The following is a 22,686-nucleotide window of genomic DNA, read 5'->3' on the forward strand; positions in this document are numbered from 1 at the left end:
AGCGGCGTTTAAAACGAATATTTTTGTAAAAGGGCGTTGAGCGCATCGGCAAAAGCGCGTTTTTGCTTTTCACCGATCGCGCTTGGTCCGCCGGTGATTTCACCCGCATCTCTGAGTTCTTGCATGAGATTTCGCATCGCAAGCAGGCTTTTGATATTGTGTTCGTCGTAGAGCGTTCCTCTAGGGTCGAGTACCAAAACCTTTTTATCGACGAGTCGATTTGCCAAAGGAATATCCGCCGTCACGACCAACTCATACGGTTTGACATGTTCAAAAATATAATGATCGGCTTCATCGGCTCCTTGGGCGACGACGATCATATGAAGGTGCGACGAGGCGGGCAAAGGAATGGGTTTGTTCGCGACAAAATAGGTCGTGATTTCGCGTTTGGAAACGGCGCGTAGCAAAATGTCTTTCAGCAGGTTGGGAAAAGCGTCGGCATCGACGTAAAGTGCCATACGTCGACTAACTTCGATGTTTGAGTTGATGGCGTAGTTCCATCAAGAGCCCGTTTTGGCGCATGGCGATGTACTGATGAATTTTGGATTTCATAAACGCGTTGGGTTGAATCGCAAGCACAAGCGTTTCGTTGATGAGGCTAAAAATCGTCGCATCCGCGCTAATCATCGTTAAAAAGCCTTTGTCGCTGGGCAGTTGAAAACGAATCTCAAACGTCTCCTCCAAAAGTCCCTTTTGTAAAATCTTTTCAATATCGCCCAATTTGACGCGAAGTACGATCGCACTTTCCGATAGATTGTCGATCGTACCGTCGAAGAGTTTGATTTTTGTGCGTAAAAGCGTCGCGTTAATTGCTTTTTGCGGTTGAACGCGGATGTAGGAGCGATCAAGCGGCGAAGCGTCTAAAAATTCAAGTTGCGTCAAGACGACCAAGGATTTTGCCGGATCGACTTTGATGATTTTGGCTTTGATGACGTTAGGGATTTTGTCGTGTTGTAAAAACGTAAAGTGTTCCAAGCCGTAGTAATGAATTTTGGGCGTCGTAATTTTCAGTTGTGCTACGCCCTCGTCGAAGTGGGCGACGCTTGCTTCTTCTTGGATGGGAATACCGTTGTAAAGATTATGCAGCGTGACGCGTTTGTCTTTACGCAAGATAGCGGCTAAGACGTCGTTTTTAGTATGCGTTTCGTAAAAGTCAAACTCCAAAGTGCCGTAAAAAATCTTTTTGCGCGTCGAAAGTTTGGACATAACGTAGTATTTATCGAGCCGATCCATCAGGCTTTTGTACGTATCGCTCGGATCGTAAAGCGTGATACCGATGCTTTTGAGCTCGACTTTAAAATAGACCTTCAAGGCGTGCTCTACGTGTTTCATGATTTTTTTGGCATGGTGCAGTTTCGTATCGCGCAAGATGACGACGAAGGTGTCGTTTGATTGTTGCAAAATCGTTTGAAACGAGAGTTCCGAGTGCATAAACGTGATCACGTCTCGGAAAAAAAAGCCGTCTTCGACATCGACCTCGAAGCCGAATTTTACCAAGCAAAACGGGCTTTCGTACATTTTGGCGAAGTTGATAGCGGCTTCAAGGATGCCTCGATTGAGGTACGTGTTGATCGTTTCGTAACGGCTCGTGTTCATGCGGATCCTTTGCGTGTTAAATCGTACGAAGCGCTTGGTCGAAATCGGCGATAATATCGTCGATATTTTCGAGTCCGACGGTGACGCGAACCAAATCGGGCGTAACGCCGGCTTTGAGTTGTTCTTCGTCGCTGAGTTGGCGGTGCGTCATGCTCGCCGGATGCAACACGCCCGTACGAACGTCGGCGACATGTACGACGATGGCGGCAAGTTTGAGTGCGTTCATCACTTTCTCGCCTTCTTCCCTTCCGCCTTTAACGCCGAACGTTAAAACGCCGCTCGCGCCTTTGAGGTACTTTTGCGCTAATGCGTAATCTTTATGCGAAGGCAAAGCGGGATAGTTGACCCAGCCGACTTTGGGATGCGCTTCTAAAAACAAAGCGAGCTTTAAGGCGTTTTCGCAATGCCTGTCCATTCTGACATGTAAGGTTTCCGTGCCGAGGTTGGTTAGAAAAGCGTTCATCGGCGTCAAGTACGAACCGATATCGCGAATCCACTGAACGCGGGCTTTGACGATGTAGGCGAGATTGCCGAATTTTTCGGTATAGACGATGCCGTGGTAACTTTTGTCGGGTTCGGTAAATTCGGGAAATTTACCGTTACGCCAGTTAAATGTACCGCCGTCTACGATCACGCCTCCGACGCTGATTGCGTGCCCGTCGAGGTATTTGGTCGCCGAGTGAATGACGATGTGCGCTCCAAGTTCCAGCGGACGGCAAAGGTAAGGCGTGGCAAACGTATTATCCACGATCAGCGGAACGTCCATCTCGTGCGCCAAGGCGGAAAATTTTTCAAAATCGAGGACGTCGAGTTTCGGATTGGCGATGGTTTCGCCGAAAATTGCTTTGGTATTGGGTCTGAAAAACGTTTTGAGTTCCTCTTTGGAGAGGCTAGCGTCTACGAGCGTGACGTCGATGCCCATTTTTTTCAGCGTGTTGGTAAATAACGAAACGGTTCCGCCGTAAATCGCGCCCACGGCGATAAAGTGGTCGCCCGAGGAGCAAATATTGGCGATAGCGATCGTCGAAGCGTTTTGCCCCGAAGAGGTAACCAATGCGCCCACACCGCCTTCGAGGGCGGCGATTTTGTTTTCTAAGGCTTCACATGTAGGATTGGAAATACGCGAATACATATGCCCCGGCGCTTCCAAATCGAAAAGCATCGCAACTTCTTTGACGCTGTCGTATTTGTACGTAGTGCTCTGGTAAATGGGAAGGACGCGCGGCTCGCCGTTTTTCGGCTCCCACCCGCATTGAATGGTTTTGGTTTCAATCGCCCAGTCGTGTGACATTATGTATCCTTTAAAGCGTTCATGAGATTAAATGAGATAAAATTATACTTAAAAAAACACGAGAATGAAGTGATGAAAGCAAAATTTTTAAACGATTGGGCGCGATTGTACGAAATCGTAGCGATGCGCCAAAAAGAGTTAGGCGATTATTTCGGCTTGGTCGAGCACGAAGCGTTTAACGTCGATGTTGCGACGCTGATCGATGCGTTTTTGGAAGAGGTCGAGTTGGCTCAAACGCGCGACAATCGCGTCGCGGCGTTAACAAGACTGATCAATCTCCGAGACGACCAACTCGTTCAGGCGTTGGAAAAAGAGGGCAAAGACGCCGTCTTTATCGCGCAAGCCAAAGAAAAAGCTTATCTTTGGGTGAAAGCGTTTTATATGAAACGCCACGCGTCCTTGATCGCAACCGTCGAACAAGAGGCACTTTTTTCACCGTTTTACCGACGTGTTTTACAAGGCGTACACGAAATAGGCGTCGCAATGAGCGAATGGCAATCGCATTGGAACGAGCACATCGTCAACACGATCAATCCGCTTTTGGAACTGGAATACGAGCGCGACGGACAAAAAATCGCCGCGATGCTCCACGAAAAGGGGCTATTCGATCCCGATCCTTGCGGTGAAGAGGGCGATCGTTCGTATTCCGTGTTGCAAAAAGTCGAAAACGGTTATATCGCTCAGGCGTACGCAACGGCATTTCCGCGCGAAGTCGCAAGCGTACGCGCGGCAATCGGCTCTTTGGTTGAAGACTTAAACGCTTTGGACGATCCCGTTTGGGGACAAAAAGAGGCGTACGTACGTTATTTTCAAGCCTTAAATCAAGCCTTCGGCGAAGAAGACCGCACGCAATTGATCGCCAAATGGGCGGACGTGGATCGTAAATGGATGGATATGACCGCTCCGATTCAAATCGGACACCCTTTAGAATACTATGAAGACCATTACAAAAAAGCGGTTGCCCTCGAATGGGACGTCAGGCTTTCGCGCCCCGAACACCAAAGCGCCGCAACGACGTATGCGCGAATCGAGCAGGCGTTTGTGCGTTTGTACGACGCTTTAGGCTCGACGCAAACACATGTGAGGGAAAATGTCCTTTCCAACTTAAAACGCGTGCAACTTTATATCGGTCGTCCGGCACTTTTTTACGCGGCGGAGTTCAACGGGCTTTTTTCCGCACAAGTCGTTCCTAACGACGAAACAGTAAGCAAGGAGCGCGGCAAAAAGATTTTTGCGTTTGCCGATAACGTTTTGGACGCCCAACGCGCCAAGCCTTTTTTGAAAATCCATCACGAAGTTTTCGGAAAAGCCTTTATCGACGAAGAACGCGACATTCTCTTTCATCGTCCGGATTTGTGGCATCGCATCTACGAAGTCGGTACGATCGGGCATGAATACGGGCATATTTTGTGGATGGACGAGGGAACGGAAACCCGAATGAATCGAAGCGGCGTTTTTAAAAATATCGAAGAGTTCAAAGCGACGACGGGCGGTTTGGTCGCCTTTTTTATGCACGAAGACGCGACGCTCAAAAGAGCGCTTTTAAGCGATACGATCAAACGAAGCGTCGGATTGATTGCGTGGATGAAAACAAGCGAAGTCGAGCCTTATTACTGCGAAGGATTGATCCATTTAAGCGGATTGTTCGAAAGCGGCGTTTTACGATTTGACGAAACGTTAAGGATCGATCAAAGCGACACGGCGTACGAAAAACTCAAAAGTTGGTATCTTCAGACCTATACCGATTTGGCAAAACATTATCTTGCCCAAAACGATGCAAAAATCTTTTTAGATCGCTTTGCATCTCAAAACGCCGAAGGTTTATACATGCCTTGCCGTACGGACGTGAAGCGGTTTGTGGAGTATTATTGGCATTTGCATCAAACGATCGGAAGGCAGATCGACGAGCAGAGTAAACGCTCCGATTGGCTTTGAAAATGTCAAAAAAATGTCTTAATCATTTTTTAATTGGGCATTTTAGTGCTATAATAACACCCTTAATTTCTTTGGGGAGATAGTTGTGCAAACACAAAAAATAAAAAAAGTGCTCATCGCAAATCGCGGCGAGATTGCGCTTAGAATTATTCGGGCATGTCAAGAGTTGGAAATCAAAAGTGTTTGTATTTTCTCTACGATTGACGCGAGGGGCGTTTGGGTACGCAAGGCGGACGAGTGTTATCTGATCGACGGCGATCCGATTCAAGCCTATTTAGACTACGAGCGAATCGTCGCTTTGGCGAAAGAAGTAGGCGCGGATGCCATTCACCCGGGATACGGTTTCTTATCCGAAAATCCTGATTTTGCGCAACACTGTATCGATAACGGCATCACGTTCATCGGTCCAAAACCTGAACACATCGCACTTTTCGGCGATAAGATGGCGTCTAAAGTGGCGATGAAAGCCGTCGGTGTTCCGGTCATCGAAGGAACGGATACGCCGATTACGGATATTGCCGAAGCAACGAAAATCGCTAAAGAGATCGGTTTTCCGGTCATCATCAAAGCGGCATTCGGCGGCGGCGGTCGCGGTATGCGTATCGTCAAAAAAGAAGAAGAGTTTGCTTCGATGTTCGAAGCGGCAACGCAAGAAGCGAAACGCTTTTTCGGCAGAGGCGATGCGTTTATTGAAAAGTATCTTTCCAATCCCCGCCATATCGAAGTCCAAATCGTCGCCGATAAATACGGCAACGTCATTCACTTAGGCGAACGGGATTGTTCGATTCAGCGAAAGCACCAAAAAGTGGTTGAAATCGCTCCGAGCCCGAGACTTAACGAAGAGATTCGCAAAGAGTTACTTCGTACGTCTAAAAAAGCGATGATCAAGCTCGGTTACGAAAGCGTAGGTACGATCGAATACCTTGTGGACGAAGACGACAACTTCTACTTTATCGAGATGAATACGCGCGTTCAAGTCGAACATACGATTACCGAGCAGATTTCGGGCGTGGATATTATCTACCGTATGATTCGTATCGCAGAGGGTCAACGCTTGCCGTTTATGCAAGAGGACATTAAATTTAGAGGTTATGCGATCGAATTTCGTATTAATGCCGAAGATCCTAAAGTCGGTTTCATTCCTTCCTCCGGACGCATTACGCGCCATCTCTCCCCCGGCGGTCCGGGCGTTCGTATGGATTCGATCGGTTATAAAGATTATATCGTTCCGAGCAATTACGACTCGATGATCGGAAAATTGATCGTGACGGGACTTGACTGGGAAGGAACGGTTCGCCGTGCAAAACGTGCGTTGAACGAGTTTATTATTTGGGGTATTCCTACCAACGTTCCGCTTCACCGCCAAATCGTTCGCGACGAAGACTTTAAAGCGGGTATTTTCAATACGACTTACCTTGACCATAAATTGCCGACCTTTACGCTAGATGCACTTCACGATATCGAAGAAGACGAAAGCAAAGAAGAGTACATCGCGGCAATCGTCGCGGCATTGAAACAACGCGGTCAATAGGCTCTTTTCGTAAAAATTCTTAACAACGGTTCGAGAAGTGCCGCGCTTCTTGAATCGTTCCTAAGGTTCTCATGCAGACCATCGCTTTATCGCATCTGCTTTTTATGATCATTCCTTTAAGCATTGTCGGATATGCCTATTATCGATGGGTCGGGAAAAAAGGCGAGATCGCGCAAGCAACGCTTCGTATGAGCGTTCAATTGATCCTCGTCGGATACGTTTTAACCTCTTTGTTTGAGACGAATACGCTTTGGATGCTCTCTTTACTGCTGATCGTGATGGTAACGACGGCTTCGTTTATCGCGAGACGCAATATTCCCCAAAAAGATTTCAAAACGTTCGGGCTTATTTTGGTTTCCATCGTTTTGGGAGGTTCGTTTAATTTAGTGTGGGTTTTAGGGGTTGTCCTTGAATTAAACAATCCGTTTGACGCTAGGTTTGTGATTCCTCTGGCTGGAATGATTTATGCCAATGCAATGAATGCCCTCTCTTTAGCCGCCGAACGCTACGAAAAAGAAAAAGAGCATCTTCCTCATGAAAAAGCACGTTCGATCGCGTTTAAAGCGTCGATGATCCCTCAAATTAATCAATTTTTAGCGGTAGGTTTCGTCTCGCTTCCGGGGATGATGACCGGACAAATCCTCTCCGGAGTCGATCCTTTAGTTGCCGTTCGTTATCAAATCGTCGTTATGGCAATGATCTTATGCAGCGGAGCGATGAGCAATATCATTTATTTGGCGTATTTACCGCGTTTGTACAAATAGTCTTCATTTTTTGACTTTTTTTTCGTCCATTTTGTCACACTCTTTTGCTTGAATTAAGCTAGATAGGACTACAATTTTAAAGAATCCTTTATAATATATTTTAGTATTTTTTCTTATCTATGCTGTCATGACAACGCTATTAAGGATAAATGATGCATCGTTTGTATTTTGCTTTCGCGCTTTGCGTTACGGTGATTTCTGTGTGTGTGACTCCCTCTTTTGCGCTCGAGCCGTTAGTGTATGCCGCGCCGAATCCGCCCTTTAGTTTTCGCGATAAAGGCGAGATCAAGGGCTTAAGCGTCGATCTACTCGAAGCCAGTCTTTCGACGTTGCGTTCACGTTTTTCGCAAGACGAATTGACGATGGACGCTTGGAATAAAATGTACGAAGAAGCCCTCAAACACCCCAAGGCTTATTTGATGACGGCGGTTAAGCTGAAAGATCGAGAACCGCATTTTTATTGGCTAGGACCGGTGGCAACGGTCAGATTGGGCGTGATTACCAAAAGAGCGACGCCGGTGGCTAGCGGTAAAAGTTTGACGGAAATTTTACGTCCGATGCGTATCGCCACGATTAAAGAGACCTCTTCGGAGAAGTTACTGTTTCAAGAAATCGGAGAGCACCACGGTTTAAATATAACTCGTGTTTCAACGCCGATTCAAGGGTATAAGATGTTGGAATACGGCAGAGTCGATGCAGTAGTGTATACCGACGTTCCGTTCGTGTATCATTTGATTACCGAAGGGCAAGACGTTTCGCAGTACCGTATGGCATACGTGATTTTAAATACGGATTATTACATTTGCGCGGGTAAAGAGATTCCTAAAGAGCAGATACAGATCATGCAAACACAACTCAATCGCCTTAAAGAGCCTGACGGCGACAAAGGAAGCCTTTACGATCGGATGATGGCGCAGTATCTTAAAGGGGCGAGACTCGAGCCTTAATTCACCGTTTTTTCACGATTGTAGCGTATAATACGCAAAAAAATGACGAAAGAGCGGCAATGCGACAAGCACTTCTTGGGATAGTCGGGTTATTATTTATCGGATGCGGGCCGCGGTACGTGATTCAAAATCAATACGTTCCGCCCCTCGTGACGACGGAAGCAAGTACCGCGTGTTTCAACGGCTGTATGACGGCGCGCGAGCGTTGTCAAACGCCGTGTCAAGCGGCATATCAGCGTTGTTTAGACGATGCGTATGCAAAAGCCAAAGCGATTGAAGTAGAAGAGATGCGTTCTTTCGATCGTGCCTACGATCGTTATATGTTCGAACTCTCTTCGTATCGGGCAGAGCGATTTGCGTGGGAGAGTGCTTATCGCGATTACAGTCGCGATTTGAGCTATTTTCAATCCCAATGCGAACGCACGAAAGATCCGAGTGCCTGTCAAAGACGCGACGAATTACGTTCGCGCGTGAATGCGCTACGCTATCGTCAACCGCGCGAGCCGTGGGTGCCCGTACGCCCTTCTTTTGAGCAAATTTTAGTCAATCAACAAAGCTTTTGTACGACCGATTGCGGGTGCGACCAAGCCTACGATGCTTGTTTTGCGGGATGCGGAGGACAGGTGATACCGCATAAAATTTGCGTGGAAAATTGCGACTGAATACGTGACATGTAACAATTCGGTAATCGCTTTAGCGTAGAATTCTTCCATTTCAATGGAGGAGTCACGTCACATGTTAAACGAGCGATGGCAAAAACTCATTGAGGTCGCCGATTTTGCGTTTCAGCCGATTGTCAATATTTATACGGGAAGGCTTTACGCCGTTGAGGCGTTGATTCGTAATTACGAAGCGGCGGATTTTAATACGATCGATGCCGTTTTCGATACCGCTTTTAGCGAAAAAGTGCTTTACAGCGTCGATATTAAGCTCCGTGAAAAAGCCATTCACAAATTTTCGTTACTTCCTTTTGCCAAACATGTCAAACTTTTTTACAATCTCGACAACCGCATCACGATGATGCCCGATTTTAAATCCGGTTATACATGTGAGCTTTTAAGCACTTACGATATGGACTTTTCGAACATCTGTTTCGAACTTTCGGAAAAGCATCAAGTCGGTATGTACGCGGGCGTGGATAAACTCGTGCTCAATTTGTACAAGCAACAAGGCTATAAAATGGCGATCGATGATTTCGGGGTAGGCTTTTCCGGACTTCAGATGCTTTTTCATGCCGAACCCGATTTTATCAAAATCGACCGTTTTTTTATCAACGACATTCATAAAAGCAAGAAGAAAAAACTCTTCGTCGGCTCCATAGTTCAGATCGCGCAGGCAATGGGTATTTTTACGATCGTCGAGGGTTTAGAGTGCGAAGAGGAGTATATCGAATGTAAAAAACTCGGTTGCAATATGGTGCAAGGCTATTTCGTGCAACGCCCGACGCTAAACGTCTGGGAAATTATGCCTTCCTATGAACATGTCAAAAATATTTCACAAAACGAGAAACGCAAAAACGGGAAGATTTCCAATATCGAAAAGTACATTCAAAAAAGCCATCCCGTTTTTGTGGATTCGCATATTAACGAAGTATACGAACTTTTACGCGGCGACAAAAAGACCCATTTCGTGCCGGTTTTGGCGCGCGATTGGACGCCGATGGGCATTATTAAAGACTCCGACATCAAATCTTACATGTACTCCAATTACGGTAAGTCGCTTTTGTACAACATCACCCAAGGTAGCTTGAAAAATATCGTTTCGCATTGCGGACGCGCCGACATCAACGATCCGTTGGATAAAATTTTGAAAATTTACGCCTTTGACGACGATAACGACGCTATCTTGATTACCGAAGACGAAAAATACATCGGTTATTTAAGCTCTAAAGTGCTTTTGGACATCGTCAACGAAAAGAATATCGTCGACGCAAAAGATCAAAATCCCTTAACGGGACTCTCCGGCAATCGCATCATCAACGAATTTGTCGCCAATGCGATGGAGAGTAAAGACAAAGTCATGATGGCATATTTTGATTTTGACAATTTTAAACCGTTTAACGATTATTACGGCTTTCGTAAAGGCGATCGCGCTATTACGCTTTTTGCCGATATTTTACGCAGTTCGATCGGTTTTGAAGAGTGCTTGATAGGGCATGTCGGCGGAGATGATTTTTTCTTAGGCTGGAACTTAAAAGAAGAAGATACGTTTGAAAAAGTCTACGCAATCATTTTGGAAATCGTCTCGAAATTTTCCGAAGACATTAAGAGTTTTTATTGCGAACAAGGGCTGAGTTCGGGGTATATTATGGCAAAAAATCGTGAAGGGGCATTGCAAAAGTTTCCGCTGATGACGGTGAGTGCCGCGGTCATTTGTCACGGATTCGGCTATCAGCATGATTTTGACGATAATGAACTCAATGAAATTTTCGGTGTCTTAAAGAAAACCGCCAAAGCCTCCCTCAACCATATCGCTTGCGTCGATCTGGGCGTGATTAAAAACTAAGGCGACGTTGCTTGCATTCGTTACCGCGTGTTAATCGTAAATAAAGTCGTAAGAGACTAAAATAACTTCTTCAAAAGAAAAACATAGTTTGATTCATAAATAACGATAACGCAAAACGTAACGATACTACGTTACAATTATAAAACGTATCGTTGGCGGGTTTGCATTTAGGGGTAGTATGACGGTTTTAGTAACGGGCGGAGCGGGATATATCGGCTCACATACCTGTGTTGAATTACTGAACGCGGGATTTGAAGTTGTCGTGTATGATAATTTTTCCAACAGTACGCCCGAGTCGCTCAAACGTGTAATGCAAATTACGTCTAAAAAACTTTCAACGGTTTGCGGCGACGTTCGCGATAAAGCCTTGCTTGAAAAAACCCTCGAAGGTTGCGACGCCGTGATTCATTTTGCCGGATCTAAAGCCGTCGGCGAATCGGTCGAAAAGCCGCTTGATTACTACGACAACAACGTATACGCAACACTTTGCCTTCTTCAATCCATGCGTCGTATGAATATCAAAAAGCTCATTTTTAGTTCTTCGGCTACCGTATACGGAAATCCGGAATTTCTCCCTTTCACCGAAGCACACCCTTTGCGTACGACGAACCCTTATGGACAGACGAAACTGGTCATTGAAGAGATGCTACGAAACTTACATGTCAGCGATCCTACGTGGTCGATAGCGATTTTACGTTATTTTAATCCCGTCGGTGCGCACGAAAGCGGTTTGATCGGCGAAAATCCGCAAGGAATTCCGAACAATCTTATGCCGTATATCGCTCAAGTTGCTATTGGAAGGCGTCAATGCGTCAATGTTTTCGGGAACGATTATCCCACAAAAGACGGTACGGGAGTAAGAGATTATCTTCACGTGGTCGATTTGGCATCGGGGCATCTTAAAGCCCTTGCTTTTTTAGACCGTCCGCAGTGTACGGCTGTTAATTTGGGAACGGGAAAAGGGTACAGTGTTTTAGACGTGATTCATGCTTTTTCAAAAGCGTGCGGCAAAGAGATACCGTACGCGATTTTACCCAGACGCGCCGGCGATATCGCGGAGTTTTACTCCGATCCGAGTTTTGCTAAAGAGCTTTTAGGGTGGGAGGCAAAGTACGATTTGGATAAAATGTGCGAAGATATGTGGCGATTTCAGTGTCAAAATCCTAAAGGATACGAAGAATGAAAGGTATTATTTTAGCCGGCGGAAGCGGTACGAGACTTTATCCCATTACCAGAGGCGTGAGTAAGCAACTGGTGCCGGTTTACGACAAGCCGATGATTTATTATCCGCTCTCCGTTTTGATGTTGGCGGGGATTAGGGAAGTTTTGATTATCTCGACGCCGCAGGATTTGCCGAGATTTGAAGAGTTACTGCAAGACGGAAGCGAGCTTGGAATGAAGTTTTCGTACGTCGTACAACCCAGCCCAGACGGCTTGGCACAAGCATTTCTCTTAGGGGAAGAGTTTATCGGAAATGAGAGCGTGTGTTTGGTTTTGGGCGATAATATTTTTTACGGGCAAGGCTTAACGGGCTTGTTGGAAAAATCGGTTGAAAATGTCGAGAAAGAGGGAAAAGCGACGGTTTTCGGTTACTACGTCAGTGATCCGGAACGTTACGGGGTTGTGGATTTTGATGAGAACGAAACGGTTTTAAGCATTGAAGAGAAGCCGCAACATCCTAAGTCCAACTATGCCGTCGTCGGGCTCTATTTTTATCCCAATTCCGTCGTCCAAATCGCTAAAAACGTCAAGCCGAGCGAACGAGGAGAGCTAGAAATAACCTCCGTCAATCAAGCCTACTTAACGCAAGGTGCGCTCAAAGTCGAACTGATGGGAAGAGGTTTTGCATGGCTCGATACGGGAACGCACGAAAGCTTGTTAGACGCGGGACAATTTATTCAAACCATCGAAAAAAGACAAAGCCTTAAAGTTGCCTGCCTTGAAGAAATAGCGTACGATAAAGGGTACATCAGTAAAGAGCAGTTGCTTGCCTTAGCCGAGCCTTTGAAAAAGAATCAATACGGGCAATACCTTTTGAAAAAAGCGCAAGAAAGAAGACGAAAATGAATTTTTTAAAAACGGGAATTCCTGAAGTGATTATTATCGAGCCTAAAGTGTTTGGCGACGAGCGAGGCTATTTTGTTGAAACGTTTCGACAAGAGGCGTTTGAAAATTTTATCGGCTATCGTGTCAATTTTTGCCAAGATAACGAGTCGAGGAGCCATCACGGCGTTTTACGCGGGCTTCACTATCAACTACCTCCGTTTGCCCAGTCTAAATTGGTTCGCGTGATTGACGGGAAAGTCTTGGACGTCGCGGTCGATATTCGCGTGGGAAGTCCGACGTTTGGGGAACATGTGGCGGTTGAACTTAGCGGTAAAAACAAACGCCAGATGTTTATTCCACGAGGCTTCGCGCACGGTTTTGTGGTGTTGAGCGAAACCTGTACGTTTACGTATAAGGTCGATAATTATTATGCTCCACAGTCTGATCGCGGTATTGCGTATAACGATAAAAATTTAAAAATAGAGTGGCCGCTAAGCGTAGAAGCGTTGCGCCTTTCTGAACGAGATACTCAACAGCCCAAACTCGAAGATGCGCTCGATCTTTTCGACTACGGCGTGAACTACTATGCTTAAGATCTTAGTGACCGGCGCAAACGGACAACTCGGAAGCGAACTGCGTGAACTCTCACGTTCGTATGCCCATACCTACTTTTTTACGGATAAAGAAGAGTTGGACATCACCGACGAAGAAGCGATAAGGTCGTATGTCAAACAAAACGCCATCGATACGATCGTCAATTGTGCGGCGTATACGGCGGTTGATAAAGCCCAAAGCGACGAAGCTTTAGCAGATGCCATCAATCATCAAGCGGTCAAATATCTGGCAACGATTGCCCAAGAGTCTCACTGCAAACTCGTGCACATCTCCACCGATTACGTCTTTGACGGAAAAAACTACCGTCCTTACGTCGAAGACGATGCGACCAATCCGCAATCGGTTTACGGGCAAACGAAGCTTTTAGGCGAAAAAGCACTCTTACATGTTACTCTTCCTCATAGCGTCATTATCCGCACGTCATGGGTTTACAGTCGCTACGGAGCCAACTTCGTCAAAACGATGTTACGCCTTGGAAAAGAGAAAGAGTCTTTAGGCGTCATTTTCGATCAAGTCGGAACGCCGACTTACGCGCGAGACCTCGCTAAGGCGATTTTGGACATGTTGCCGCACATCGACAACGCGCAAACGCAAATTTACCATTATTCTAACGAAGGTGTTTGTTCTTGGTATGATTTTGCCAAAGAAATTATGAAGAGCGCCAAGCTTACATGTAAGGTTGTGCCCATTGAAACCGTTTCGTATCCGACACCGGCTAAAAGGCCGCATTATTCGCTTTTAAATAAATCAAAGATTAAACAGGCGTATGCGTTAGAAATTCCTCATTGGCAAGAGAGTTTACACGCATGTTTACGTCATATGGGAGAAGAACGCTGATGCCGTATACCAAATCAATTTTAGTGACCGGATGTGCCGGTTTTATCGGCTCTAATTTCGTGCCGTACTTTTTAGAACAGTACCCCCACTACCGTATCGTCAATCTTGATCTTTTAACCTATGCGGGCAATTTGGACAATTTGGCGGAAGTGGACGATAACGAACGCTACGTATTCGTTCAAGGCGATATTTGCGATCGTGCTTTAGTGGAATCGTTGTTCGAACAATACGCGATTTGCGGCGTCATTCATTTTGCTGCAGAGTCGCATGTCGATAATTCGATTAAAAATCCGGGCGTTTTTGTCGAAACGAATGTTAACGGCACGTTTACGCTGATCGACGTGGCGTATAAAACGTGGATGGAAAAACCTTTCGTCTGGAAAGAAGGATACGAGGCGTGTCGTTTTCATCACATCTCTACCGATGAAGTTTACGGAACCTTAGGCGAAGAGGGTTTGTTTACCGAAAGCACACCTTATGCGCCCAACTCACCTTATTCGGCATCGAAAGCCTCTAGCGATATGATCGTGAGAGCCTATCATCACACGTACGGGATGAACACCGTCGTGACCAATTGTTCCAACAACTACGGGCCTAAGCAACACGATGAAAAGCTCATTCCCACGATCGTACGCAAAGCCCTTGCCGGTCAAAAAATCCCTATTTACGGCGACGGTAAAAATATTCGCGATTGGCTCTACGTGCTCGATCATTGCAAAGGAATCGATCTTGCTTATCATGAGGGTATCTCAGGCGAGACGTACAATATCGGCGGACGTAACGAGCGCAACAACCTTTATATCGCCCATAAAATCTGTGAAATTTTAGATACGCTCAAGCCTAAAGCAACATCGTATCAAGAACAAATCACATTTGTCGAAGATCGAGCGGGTCATGACAGGCGTTATGCGATCGATGCGACGAAGATCGAAACAAAACTCGGTTGGAGTGCCGAAGAGAATTTTGAAAGCGGCATCGTCAAAACCGTTGAATGGTATTTAAAAAAATTCAGGGAGTAATGAAAATATGAAAGTGGTATTATTAGCAGGTGGTTATGGTACAAGAATTGCAGAAGAGACGGATGTAAAACCAAAACCTATGGTAGAAATTGGGGGAAAGCCAATATTATGGCATATTATGAAGATTTACTCTCATTATGGATTTAACGAGTTTGTCATTTTACTCGGATACAAAGGTTACTATATCAAAGAGTATTTTGCAAACTATTTTTTACATCAAAGCGATGTAACAATAGATTTACAAACCAACAGTCGGGAAGTACACAATAATAGTAGTGAACCATGGAAAGTAACCCTTGTTGACACAGGACTTGATACGATGACGGGTGGTCGTATTAAACGTGCAAAACAATATATAGGTGATGAGCCATTTTTATTGACGTATGGTGATGGTGTAAGCGATATTGATATTGCTAAGACAGTGGCATTTCATAAACAACATGGTAAAGCCATTACCATGTCAGCCATTCAACCAGAAGCACGGTTTGGAAATCTTGATATTGATGCAAGTATGAATATTAAAAGTTTTATTGAGAAACCAAAAACCGAAGCTGGATGGATTAACGGAGGTTTTTTTGTATGTGAGCCCAAAGTGCTTGATTATATTAGCGATGATGAGAATTGTATTTTTGAACAAGCTCCTCTTCAAAATTTAGCTAAAGATAATGAAATGGTAGCCTATAAACATGAAGGATTCTGGCAACCAATGGATACCCTAAGAGATAACCAAAAACTCAATAAACTCTGGAAAGAGAATAAAGCTCCATGGAAAGTTTGGTAATGCACTCTTTATTTGATTGTATCTACAAAGATAAAATTGTTTTGGTCACAGGACACACAGGTTTTAAAGGCTCTTGGCTTGTCTATTGGCTAAAGAAAATGGGTGCAACTGTTATTGGTTATTCTTTGCCTTCACCTACAAAACCCAATCATTTTGAGCTTTTAAATCTTGATATAATATCTATTGTTGGTGATATAAGAGATTTAGAGAAACTTGACCAAACATTTGCAATGTACAAGCCAGATATTGTATTTCATTTGGCAGCGCAAGCATTGGTCAGACCTTCTTATGCAAACCCGATAGAAACCTATGAAACAAACGTGATAGGAACACTCAAAGTTTTTGAAGCATGTCGTAAAAATAATGTCAAAGCGATTGTGAATATTACTAGTGACAAAGCCTATGAAAACAGAGAATGGGTTTGGGGTTATAGGGAAAACGACCCGATGGGTGGGTATGATCCTTATAGTGCATCAAAGGGGTGTGCAGATTTACTTGCAAGTTCATATCGAAATTCATATTTTAATCCCCATGACTATAGAAAATTACATCAAACGCTTTTAGCAACATGCAGAGCCGGCAATGTCATTGGTGGAGGAGATTGGGCACACGATAGACTGATGACGGATATTATGGTATCTGTGAGTCAAGGTAAAAAAGTAAGCATCCGAAATCCTAAAGCAACAAGACCTTGGCAACATGTTCTTGAACCATTGAGTGGGTATTTGCATGTAGGTCAAAAATTGCTTGAGGGAAAAGTAGAATTTGCAGAAGCATGGAACTTTGGACCGAGTGATGAGGGCAGTATTTGCGTCGAAGAAGTGGTTTTACATGTAAAACAGCATTGGGATACAATTGACTATGAGATCAATCAAACTCCAAACCAACTTCATGAAGCTAATTTGTTAAAACTTGATTGCTCAAAAGCCCATATCAAACTTCATTGGAAAGATGTGTGGGATAGTGAAAAGACCTTTGAAAAGACGGTGAAATGGTATAAAGCCTTTTATGAGCACAATAAACTTTTAAGCGAAGAAGATTTGCAAAATTATGTGCGAGATGCAAAAGAAAAAAATATTGAGTGGACACAAAAATGATTAAAGTAAGTGATTATATAGCAAATTTTATAGCAGAACACAAAGATACAGCCAAAACCGTGTTCATGGTTTCTGGTGGTGGCAATATGCACCTAATTGATTCTTTGGGAAAAAATGAAAAGTTGGAGTATGTTTGTAATCATCATGAACAAGCATGTGCTATTGCAGCAGAAGGATTTGCTAGAGTCTCCAATCAAATTGGTATTGCTTATGTCACAACAGGCCCTGGCGGAACAAATGCCATGACAGGTGTTTATGGCGCTTGGGTTGATTCTATTCCTACAATGATTATTTCAGGTCAAGTAAAATTTCAAACAACGATCGCATCACAGCCAGAGCTCAAATTGCGTCAATTAGGTGACCAAGAAATCAACATTATTGATTTAGTTAAACCTATTACCAAATATGCAGTGATGATCACCGATAAAAATACTATTAAATACCATTTACAAAAAGCAGTTTATGAAGCAAAACATGGAAGGTCAGGTCCTGTTTGGATAGATGTACCTCTTGATATTCAAGGGGCGATGATCGATGAAAATGACTTAATAGAGTTTTCAGTACCAGAAGAAGTTATTTACGATACTAAAATTAATGAAGTCATTCAATTACTTAAAAATGCAAAAAGACCCGTCATTATTGCAGGTAATGGCATTAGACTTGCAGATGCTGATCAAGATTTTTTAGAACTTATTGATGCTTTAAAAATACCTGTTATTGGAACATTCGCCCGTTATGATATCGTACGAAATGATCATCCTTGTTTTTTTGGTAGATATGGCACCGTTGGCAATCGAATGGCGAATTTTACTGTTCAAAATGCTGATCTAGTGCTTGCTATTGGAGCAAGACTTAATATACGGGCTATCAGTTATAATTGGGAATTCTTTGGTAGAGAAGCAAAAAAAATTGTTGTTGATATCGATGAGGCAGAATTAAATAAACATACATTAGCTATTGATGTCAAAATAAAGAGCGATGCAAAGATCTTTATTCAAACATTGCTAAAACATATGAAACAAGAAATATTACCTGATATTTCAGCATGGTTTACTAAATGTGAGTCTTATAAAAAACAATATCCAACCATAGAAGTTAAAAGACAGGAAGTTTCTGACTGTGTTGATTCTTATAATTTTTATGATGTCATTTCAGATATAGCGAGTGATGATGAAGTTTATATTTTTGGAAATGGTACAGCGTGCGTTGCTTCGTATCAAAGTTTGAAACTTTATAAAAATCAAAAAGTTGTTGTAAATTCCGGATGTGCATCAATGGGCTATGATATTCCCGCAGCCATAGGTGCTTGTTATGCACACGGTAAAAAAGAGGTCATCTGCGTAACGGGTGAAGGTAGTTTACAAATGAATATTCAGGAGTTTCAAACTATCATTCACAATAAATTACCAATTAAAATTTTTGTTTTAAATAATGGTGGGTATATATCTATTCGTAATACACAAAATGGATTTTTTAAAGGGCATAAAGTTGGGGCAGATAGTGATAGTGGCGTTAGTTTTCCAGATATTTTAAAAATTGCTAAGGCTTATGGTTTTGAAACCGTCAAAATAGAAAGTCAACAAAATCTCAAAAATATTTTGAAACCTATTTTGCTAGCCAATAATCCTATTGTATGTGAATTGATGCTCTCTCCATCGGAAAAAATGGAACCAAAACTTTCATCAGAAGTTAAACCTGATGGCAAGATGATTTCTAAACCATTGGAAGATATGTTCCCATTTTTGCCAAGAGATGAATTTAAAAATAATATGATTATAAAGACACTCGATGAATAAAGCGGTCATATTTGATTTAGATGGTACTATTTACTATGGTAATACATTGGCATATTACGCATTAGAAGCGATCAAATTATTAGAAGATTCAGGTTATAAAGTTATTTTTTTTACAAATAATTCGACTAAAACGCGGAATGAAATCTGCAATAAATTGATACATTTGAATGTAAAAACAGAAGTTGCTAAAGTCTATACATCGTCTTATGCAACAGGTAAATACTTAAAAGAAACTAATTTAAAAAAAGTTTTTCTCATTGGAACTGAAAGTTTTGCCCAAGAATTGTCATCATTAAATATTGAGGTTGTTGATGAATATTCATGTGAAGCAGTTGTTGTTGGATTAGATGTGAACTTTACCTATAATACAATAGCGCGAGGGCTAACCGCAATTCGTAATGGCGCAAAAATCATAGCGAGTAATGCTGATGCAAATTTTCCAATAGAAAATGGTGTTTATAAACCAGGTGCGAATGCTATTTTAGCATCATTATTAGGGGCAAGTAAGTGTCAGGCAGATTATATTGTTGGTAAGCCTAATATATATTTACTTGAAACGATATGTAAAGAATGGAATCTTCATAAAGATAATATTTGGGTCATTGGGGACATGATGGAAAGTGATATTGCAATGGCAAATAACTATGAATGCAAAAGTATTCTTGTTGGAAAAGATGGGAAAACGTTAGAAGATGCTATCAAAATTATATCAGGAGGATACCAGTGAATGTATTAGAGTACGAGATGATCGAAGTTTTAAAAAGACTTAAAAATGATTATGGAGTTTTTGAGATTAAAGCAGAGTATGAAAATGAAGGAAGTAGATCTGACGAGCTTTCTAGATTGAAAGATGTTGCTGATACAGTTGATTTGCCAATTATTATTAAAATAGGTGGTGTAGAAGCGGTGTCAGATATGTACAATGCTATTACATTAGGTGTTGGCGGTATTATCGCACCTATGGCTGAAACAAAGTTTGCAGTAAGTAAATTTATTGGTGCTATTAATACGTTTGTTGCAGAAGATAATAGAGAAGACATTGAATTTGCGATAAACATTGAAACGATAACCTCTTATAATAATATCGATGATATTTTAACGGTTGACAATTTAAATACACTTTCTGGTGTTACAATAGGACGGGTCGATTTTACGGGTTCAATGGGTAAAGATAGGAATTTTGTAGACAGTGAACAAATGTTACAGTACTGCACTGAGATTTTTCAAAAATCAAGAGAAAAAGGGTTGAAATGTGGCTTGGGTGGAGCTATCTCTACAAATTCTGCTGATTTTATCAAATCTCTTGTTAATCAAAATCTAATCGATAAATATGAAACACGCAAAATTGTTTATCATAAAGATGCTGTGAGTAACATTTCAGATGGTATTTTAACGGGTGTCGAATTTGAATTGTTATGGTTGAAAAGCAAACGAAGATATTATCATCGAATTCATAATGAAGATGAAAAAAGAATTGAAATGCTTGAAAAAAGACTTGCACAAAAATGAATATTTTTATAACTGGTGCTAACGGTTTTGTTGGTACTCATCTTAGAGAATATCTTATCGCTGACACGGATATCAAGCTTTTTACTCCATCCAGTAAAGAGCTTGATCTTAGTGATGAAGATGCCGTAGATCATTATATCTTGCAAAATAAAATTGATATTATCGTTCATACTGCAAATCGTGGTGGTGGTCGCGATACACTTGATATGAAAAGCATTACAGAGTACAATCTGCGAATTTTTTTCAATATTGTCAAGCATGAAAAAAATGTCAAGAAAATCATCTCTTTTGGGAGTGGTGCGGAGTATGGTAAACATAAACCTATCATTCAAGCGAAAGAAGAAGAGTATCTCACATCATTCCCTTTAGATGAATATGGGTTTTATAAATCTATAACATCACGCTATATAGAAAAATCTCAGAATATAGTGCAATTAAGGATTTTTGGTGCCTATGGTGAGTATGAAAACTATCGTTATAAATTTATTTCCAATGCAATTGTTAAAAATCTGTTGCATTTGCCTATCACAATTAATAAAAATGTCTATTTTGACTATATTTATATTGATGATTTAGTCAAAATGATAGATTTTTTTATCTATAATGATACGAAAGAGAAAATTTACAACGTCACAACGGGTACAAAAGTAGATTTGGTTACATTGGCAAATTTGGTCAATGAAGTCAGTGATTTTAAATCGGAAATAAGCGTCATCAATGAAGGACTCAATCATGAATACACTTCCAATAATGAGCGCCTCTTAAAAGAACTTGGTGATTTTCCGTTCACATCTCATAAAAATGCTATTGCTAAAATGAGATGTTATTTTCAAAAAAATTTAGAGCAATTGGATATTCAAACCATCAAAGAAGATCCTTATATTAAAAAGATAGATTCAATGTGGAAAGGTAAATAATGACAAAAGAGCAACAACTCAAACAAGAGATTTTAGATAAAACAAAAGAGTATTATGAACTCGTGCATAAAAAAAACCAAACTAAACCCTTTGTTGCAGGGCAGAGTCGTGTGAATTATGCAGGGCGCGTGTTTGATGAAAAAGAGATGGTCAATCTCGTCGATAGCTCGCTTGATTTTTGGTTAACGTATGGCGATTACTCCAAAAAATTTGAAAAAGAGTTGGCAGCATTTTTACATGTAAGATGGGCGTTCTTGGTTAACAGTGGCAGTTCTGCCAATTTGTTGGCATTTTATGCCCTAACGTCACCTCTTTTAAAAGAGCGACAAGTTAAACGAGGGGATGAAGTCATTACCGTAGCGGCTGGTTTTCCAACCACCGTAGCGCCTATTGTTCAATACGGTGCTGTGCCTGTATTTGTCGATATGGAACTCACACACTTTAATATTGATGCTACACAGTTAGAAAAAGCACTCAGCCCAAAAACAAAAGCGGTGATGATAGCCCATACGTTAGGAAATCCTTTTAACATTAAAGCCGTCAAAGCATTTTGTGATAAACACAATCTATGGCTTATTGAAGACAATTGCGATGCGCTTGGCTCAACGTATGAGGGTAAACCTACGGGAACATGGGGCGACATTGGAACCAGTAGCTTTTACCCGCCACATCACATGACTATGGGCGAGGGTGGTGCAACCTATACAAACAATCCTTTGCTTAAAAAAATTATGCTCTCTATGCGTGATTGGGGAAGAGACTGTTGGTGTGAAAGTGGTGTTGATAATACCTGTGGATGTAGATTTTCTCAACAATTTGGAAGTTTACCAAAAGGCTATGACCATAAGTATGTTTATAGCCATTTTGGATTTAATCTTAAAGTATCCGATATGCAAGCGGCTGTTGGCTGTGCCCAACTTGAGAAATTTCCAAGCTTTGTAGAAAAAAGAAAAGAAAATTTTAAAAAACTTCATGACGGACTAAAAGACATTCCTGAACTTATCTTAGTCACAATGCAACCTAGTAGTGATCCTAGTTGGTTTGGATTTATGATGACTTTAAAAGAAGGCGTTAAATGTACTAGAAATGAGCTTGTTGAGTACTTGGAGAACAATAACATTCAAACTCGTAATCTCTTCGCTGGCAATATGCTTAGACATCCATTGTTTGAATCTTTGGAAAAAGATAAAGAGTATAGAGTTGTCGGAGTATTGCCAAACACTGATAAAATTATGAACGATAGTTTCTGGGTTGGACTTTACCCTGGTATGGGCGATGATGCCATACAGTATATGATTGAAAAAATAAAAGAATTTTTGGGAAAATAATGAAAGTTTATTTTAAACTTATTTTAGTTTTTATACTTTTTGAAGTTGTCTCTTATAAGCTATTTGGTAAGTTTTTTTACCAAATAGCTGAAAAATATGAATACATGGATTGGGTCTACTATTTTTATTTTCCATCAAAAAATAGATTTTTCTTTTTTTATTTGTATTATAT

21 protein-coding genes are annotated in these 22,686 nt (G+C 42.0%); 18 read left to right on the forward strand and 3 right to left on the reverse strand.

Features of this window, described 5'->3' with window-relative positions; all coding sequences use genetic code 11:
* Positions 1 to 8: 8 nt before the first annotated feature.
* Genes NL930_RS02805 through NL930_RS02815 form a run of 3 tightly spaced genes read right to left on the reverse strand, consistent with a single transcriptional unit; the run spans position 9 to position 2,887 of the window.
* Entirely contained in the window at positions 9 to 458 is a 450-nt protein-coding gene (locus NL930_RS02805) for a YaiI/YqxD family protein (protein ID WP_254377011.1), read from the reverse strand.
* A gap of 7 nt (positions 459 to 465) precedes the next feature.
* Positions 466 to 1,596, reverse strand: coding sequence for a hypothetical protein (locus tag NL930_RS02810; protein WP_254377010.1), 1,131 nt, complete (start codon positions 1,594 to 1,596; stop codon positions 466 to 468).
* Positions 1,597 to 1,612: 16 nt separating this feature from the next.
* Positions 1,613 to 2,887 (reverse strand): O-acetylhomoserine aminocarboxypropyltransferase/cysteine synthase family protein, encoded by a 1,275-nt coding sequence (locus tag NL930_RS02815; protein ID WP_041962315.1) that lies wholly within the window; start codon positions 2,885 to 2,887, stop codon positions 1,613 to 1,615.
* A gap of 72 nt (positions 2,888 to 2,959) precedes the next feature.
* Between NL930_RS02815 and ciaB the strand changes: the two genes are divergently transcribed.
* From ciaB to rfbH, 18 genes are all read left to right on the forward strand, one after another.
* Positions 2,960 to 4,822: an invasion protein CiaB gene (gene ciaB / locus NL930_RS02820; protein WP_254377009.1), complete on the forward strand. Its 1,863-nt coding sequence runs from the start codon at positions 2,960 to 2,962 to the stop codon at positions 4,820 to 4,822.
* An 85-nt stretch (positions 4,823 to 4,907) separates the two neighbouring features.
* The gene (locus tag NL930_RS02825) at positions 4,908 to 6,353 is read left to right on the forward strand and encodes an acetyl/propionyl/methylcrotonyl-CoA carboxylase subunit alpha (protein WP_060825335.1); all 1,446 of its coding nucleotides are present in this window, start codon (positions 4,908 to 4,910) and stop codon (positions 6,351 to 6,353) included.
* A gap of 71 nt (positions 6,354 to 6,424) precedes the next feature.
* Positions 6,425 to 7,117, forward strand: a complete 693-nt coding sequence (locus NL930_RS02830) for an ABC transporter permease (protein ID WP_254377008.1) — start codon at positions 6,425 to 6,427, stop codon at positions 7,115 to 7,117.
* Between the two features lie 152 nt (positions 7,118 to 7,269).
* Positions 7,270 to 8,064: an ABC transporter substrate-binding protein gene (locus tag NL930_RS02835; RefSeq protein ID WP_254377007.1), complete on the forward strand. Its 795-nt coding sequence runs from the start codon at positions 7,270 to 7,272 to the stop codon at positions 8,062 to 8,064.
* Between the two features lie 59 nt (positions 8,065 to 8,123).
* Positions 8,124 to 8,726 (forward strand): hypothetical protein, encoded by a 603-nt coding sequence (locus tag NL930_RS02840; RefSeq protein WP_254377006.1) that lies wholly within the window; start codon positions 8,124 to 8,126, stop codon positions 8,724 to 8,726.
* A gap of 73 nt (positions 8,727 to 8,799) precedes the next feature.
* A complete protein-coding gene (locus NL930_RS02845) occupies positions 8,800 to 10,569 on the forward strand; it encodes an EAL domain-containing protein (protein WP_254377005.1) in 1,770 nt (589 codons plus the stop codon).
* A 178-nt stretch (positions 10,570 to 10,747) separates the two neighbouring features.
* On the forward strand, positions 10,748 to 11,752 hold the full coding sequence (gene galE, locus NL930_RS02850; protein WP_254377004.1) for a UDP-glucose 4-epimerase GalE: 1,005 nt from the start codon (positions 10,748 to 10,750) through the stop codon (positions 11,750 to 11,752).
* The gene (rfbA, locus tag NL930_RS02855; RefSeq protein WP_254377003.1) at positions 11,749 to 12,636 is read left to right on the forward strand and encodes a glucose-1-phosphate thymidylyltransferase RfbA; all 888 of its coding nucleotides are present in this window, start codon (positions 11,749 to 11,751) and stop codon (positions 12,634 to 12,636) included. Before galE ends, rfbA begins: the two co-directional genes overlap by 4 nt.
* On the forward strand, positions 12,633 to 13,208 hold the full coding sequence (gene rfbC / locus NL930_RS02860) for a dTDP-4-dehydrorhamnose 3,5-epimerase (protein WP_254377002.1): 576 nt from the start codon (positions 12,633 to 12,635) through the stop codon (positions 13,206 to 13,208). Before rfbA ends, rfbC begins: the two co-directional genes overlap by 4 nt.
* Positions 13,201 to 14,067 carry a dTDP-4-dehydrorhamnose reductase gene (gene rfbD / locus NL930_RS02865; protein ID WP_254377001.1) on the forward strand — a complete coding sequence of 289 codons (867 nt, stop codon included), beginning with the start codon at positions 13,201 to 13,203 and terminating at the stop codon, positions 14,065 to 14,067. Before rfbC ends, rfbD begins: the two co-directional genes overlap by 8 nt.
* Positions 14,067 to 15,086 (forward strand): dTDP-glucose 4,6-dehydratase, encoded by a 1,020-nt coding sequence (gene rfbB, locus NL930_RS02870; RefSeq protein ID WP_254377000.1) that lies wholly within the window; start codon positions 14,067 to 14,069, stop codon positions 15,084 to 15,086. Before rfbD ends, rfbB begins: the two co-directional genes overlap by 1 nt.
* 7 nt (positions 15,087 to 15,093) lie before the next feature.
* Entirely contained in the window at positions 15,094 to 15,867 is a 774-nt protein-coding gene (gene rfbF / locus NL930_RS02875; RefSeq protein WP_254376999.1) for a glucose-1-phosphate cytidylyltransferase, read from the forward strand.
* Entirely contained in the window at positions 15,852 to 16,964 is a 1,113-nt protein-coding gene (rfbG, locus tag NL930_RS02880) for a CDP-glucose 4,6-dehydratase (RefSeq protein WP_254376998.1), read from the forward strand. The genes rfbF and rfbG overlap by 16 nt, the downstream gene beginning before the upstream one ends.
* A complete protein-coding gene (locus tag NL930_RS02885; protein WP_254376997.1) occupies positions 16,961 to 18,760 on the forward strand; it encodes a thiamine pyrophosphate-binding protein in 1,800 nt (599 codons plus the stop codon). Before rfbG ends, NL930_RS02885 begins: the two co-directional genes overlap by 4 nt.
* On the forward strand, positions 18,753 to 19,487 hold the full coding sequence (locus NL930_RS02890; protein WP_254376996.1) for an HAD-IIA family hydrolase: 735 nt from the start codon (positions 18,753 to 18,755) through the stop codon (positions 19,485 to 19,487). Before NL930_RS02885 ends, NL930_RS02890 begins: the two co-directional genes overlap by 8 nt.
* Positions 19,484 to 20,269, forward strand: a complete 786-nt coding sequence (locus tag NL930_RS02895) for an aldolase/citrate lyase family protein (protein WP_254376995.1) — start codon at positions 19,484 to 19,486, stop codon at positions 20,267 to 20,269. The genes NL930_RS02890 and NL930_RS02895 overlap by 4 nt, the downstream gene beginning before the upstream one ends.
* Positions 20,266 to 21,186, forward strand: coding sequence for an NAD(P)-dependent oxidoreductase (locus tag NL930_RS02900; RefSeq protein WP_254376994.1), 921 nt, complete (start codon positions 20,266 to 20,268; stop codon positions 21,184 to 21,186). The genes NL930_RS02895 and NL930_RS02900 overlap by 4 nt, the downstream gene beginning before the upstream one ends.
* Positions 21,186 to 22,514, forward strand: coding sequence for a lipopolysaccharide biosynthesis protein RfbH (rfbH, locus tag NL930_RS02905; protein ID WP_254376993.1), 1,329 nt, complete (start codon positions 21,186 to 21,188; stop codon positions 22,512 to 22,514). Before NL930_RS02900 ends, rfbH begins: the two co-directional genes overlap by 1 nt.
* The last annotated feature ends 172 nt before the right edge of the window (positions 22,515 to 22,686 follow it).

Source organism: Sulfurospirillum sp. hDNRA2 (genome assembly GCF_024206095.2).
Taxonomy (GTDB): domain Bacteria; phylum Campylobacterota; class Campylobacteria; order Campylobacterales; family Sulfurospirillaceae; genus Sulfurospirillum.

What these genes read in the sequence shown, in the direction of transcription:
- NL930_RS02805 (WP_254377011.1), bottom strand. Translation starts at nt 458, where the DNA reads ATGGCACTTTACGTCGATGCCGACGCTTTTCCCAACCTGCTGAAAGAC.
- NL930_RS02810 (WP_254377010.1), bottom strand. Translation starts at nt 1,596, where the DNA reads ATGAACACGAGCCGTTACGAAACGATCAACACGTACCTCAATCGAGGC.
- NL930_RS02815 (WP_041962315.1), bottom strand. Translation starts at nt 2,887, where the DNA reads ATGTCACACGACTGGGCGATTGAAACCAAAACCATTCAATGCGGGTGG.
- ciaB (WP_254377009.1), top strand. Translation starts at nt 2,960, where the DNA reads ATGAAAGCAAAATTTTTAAACGATTGGGCGCGATTGTACGAAATCGTA.
- NL930_RS02830 (WP_254377008.1), top strand. Translation starts at nt 6,425, where the DNA reads ATGCAGACCATCGCTTTATCGCATCTGCTTTTTATGATCATTCCTTTA.
- NL930_RS02835 (WP_254377007.1), top strand. Translation starts at nt 7,270, where the DNA reads ATGCATCGTTTGTATTTTGCTTTCGCGCTTTGCGTTACGGTGATTTCT.
- NL930_RS02840 (WP_254377006.1), top strand. Translation starts at nt 8,124, where the DNA reads ATGCGACAAGCACTTCTTGGGATAGTCGGGTTATTATTTATCGGATGC.
- NL930_RS02845 (WP_254377005.1), top strand. Translation starts at nt 8,800, where the DNA reads ATGTTAAACGAGCGATGGCAAAAACTCATTGAGGTCGCCGATTTTGCG.
- galE (WP_254377004.1), top strand. Translation starts at nt 10,748, where the DNA reads ATGACGGTTTTAGTAACGGGCGGAGCGGGATATATCGGCTCACATACC.
- rfbA (WP_254377003.1), top strand. Translation starts at nt 11,749, where the DNA reads ATGAAAGGTATTATTTTAGCCGGCGGAAGCGGTACGAGACTTTATCCC.
- rfbC (WP_254377002.1), top strand. Translation starts at nt 12,633, where the DNA reads ATGAATTTTTTAAAAACGGGAATTCCTGAAGTGATTATTATCGAGCCT.
- rfbD (WP_254377001.1), top strand. Translation starts at nt 13,201, where the DNA reads ATGCTTAAGATCTTAGTGACCGGCGCAAACGGACAACTCGGAAGCGAA.
- rfbB (WP_254377000.1), top strand. Translation starts at nt 14,067, where the DNA reads ATGCCGTATACCAAATCAATTTTAGTGACCGGATGTGCCGGTTTTATC.
- rfbF (WP_254376999.1), top strand. Translation starts at nt 15,094, where the DNA reads ATGAAAGTGGTATTATTAGCAGGTGGTTATGGTACAAGAATTGCAGAA.
- rfbG (WP_254376998.1), top strand. Translation starts at nt 15,852, where the DNA reads ATGGAAAGTTTGGTAATGCACTCTTTATTTGATTGTATCTACAAAGAT.
- NL930_RS02885 (WP_254376997.1), top strand. Translation starts at nt 16,961, where the DNA reads ATGATTAAAGTAAGTGATTATATAGCAAATTTTATAGCAGAACACAAA.
- NL930_RS02890 (WP_254376996.1), top strand. Translation starts at nt 18,753, where the DNA reads ATGAATAAAGCGGTCATATTTGATTTAGATGGTACTATTTACTATGGT.
- NL930_RS02900 (WP_254376994.1), top strand. Translation starts at nt 20,266, where the DNA reads ATGAATATTTTTATAACTGGTGCTAACGGTTTTGTTGGTACTCATCTT.
- rfbH (WP_254376993.1), top strand. Translation starts at nt 21,186, where the DNA reads ATGACAAAAGAGCAACAACTCAAACAAGAGATTTTAGATAAAACAAAA.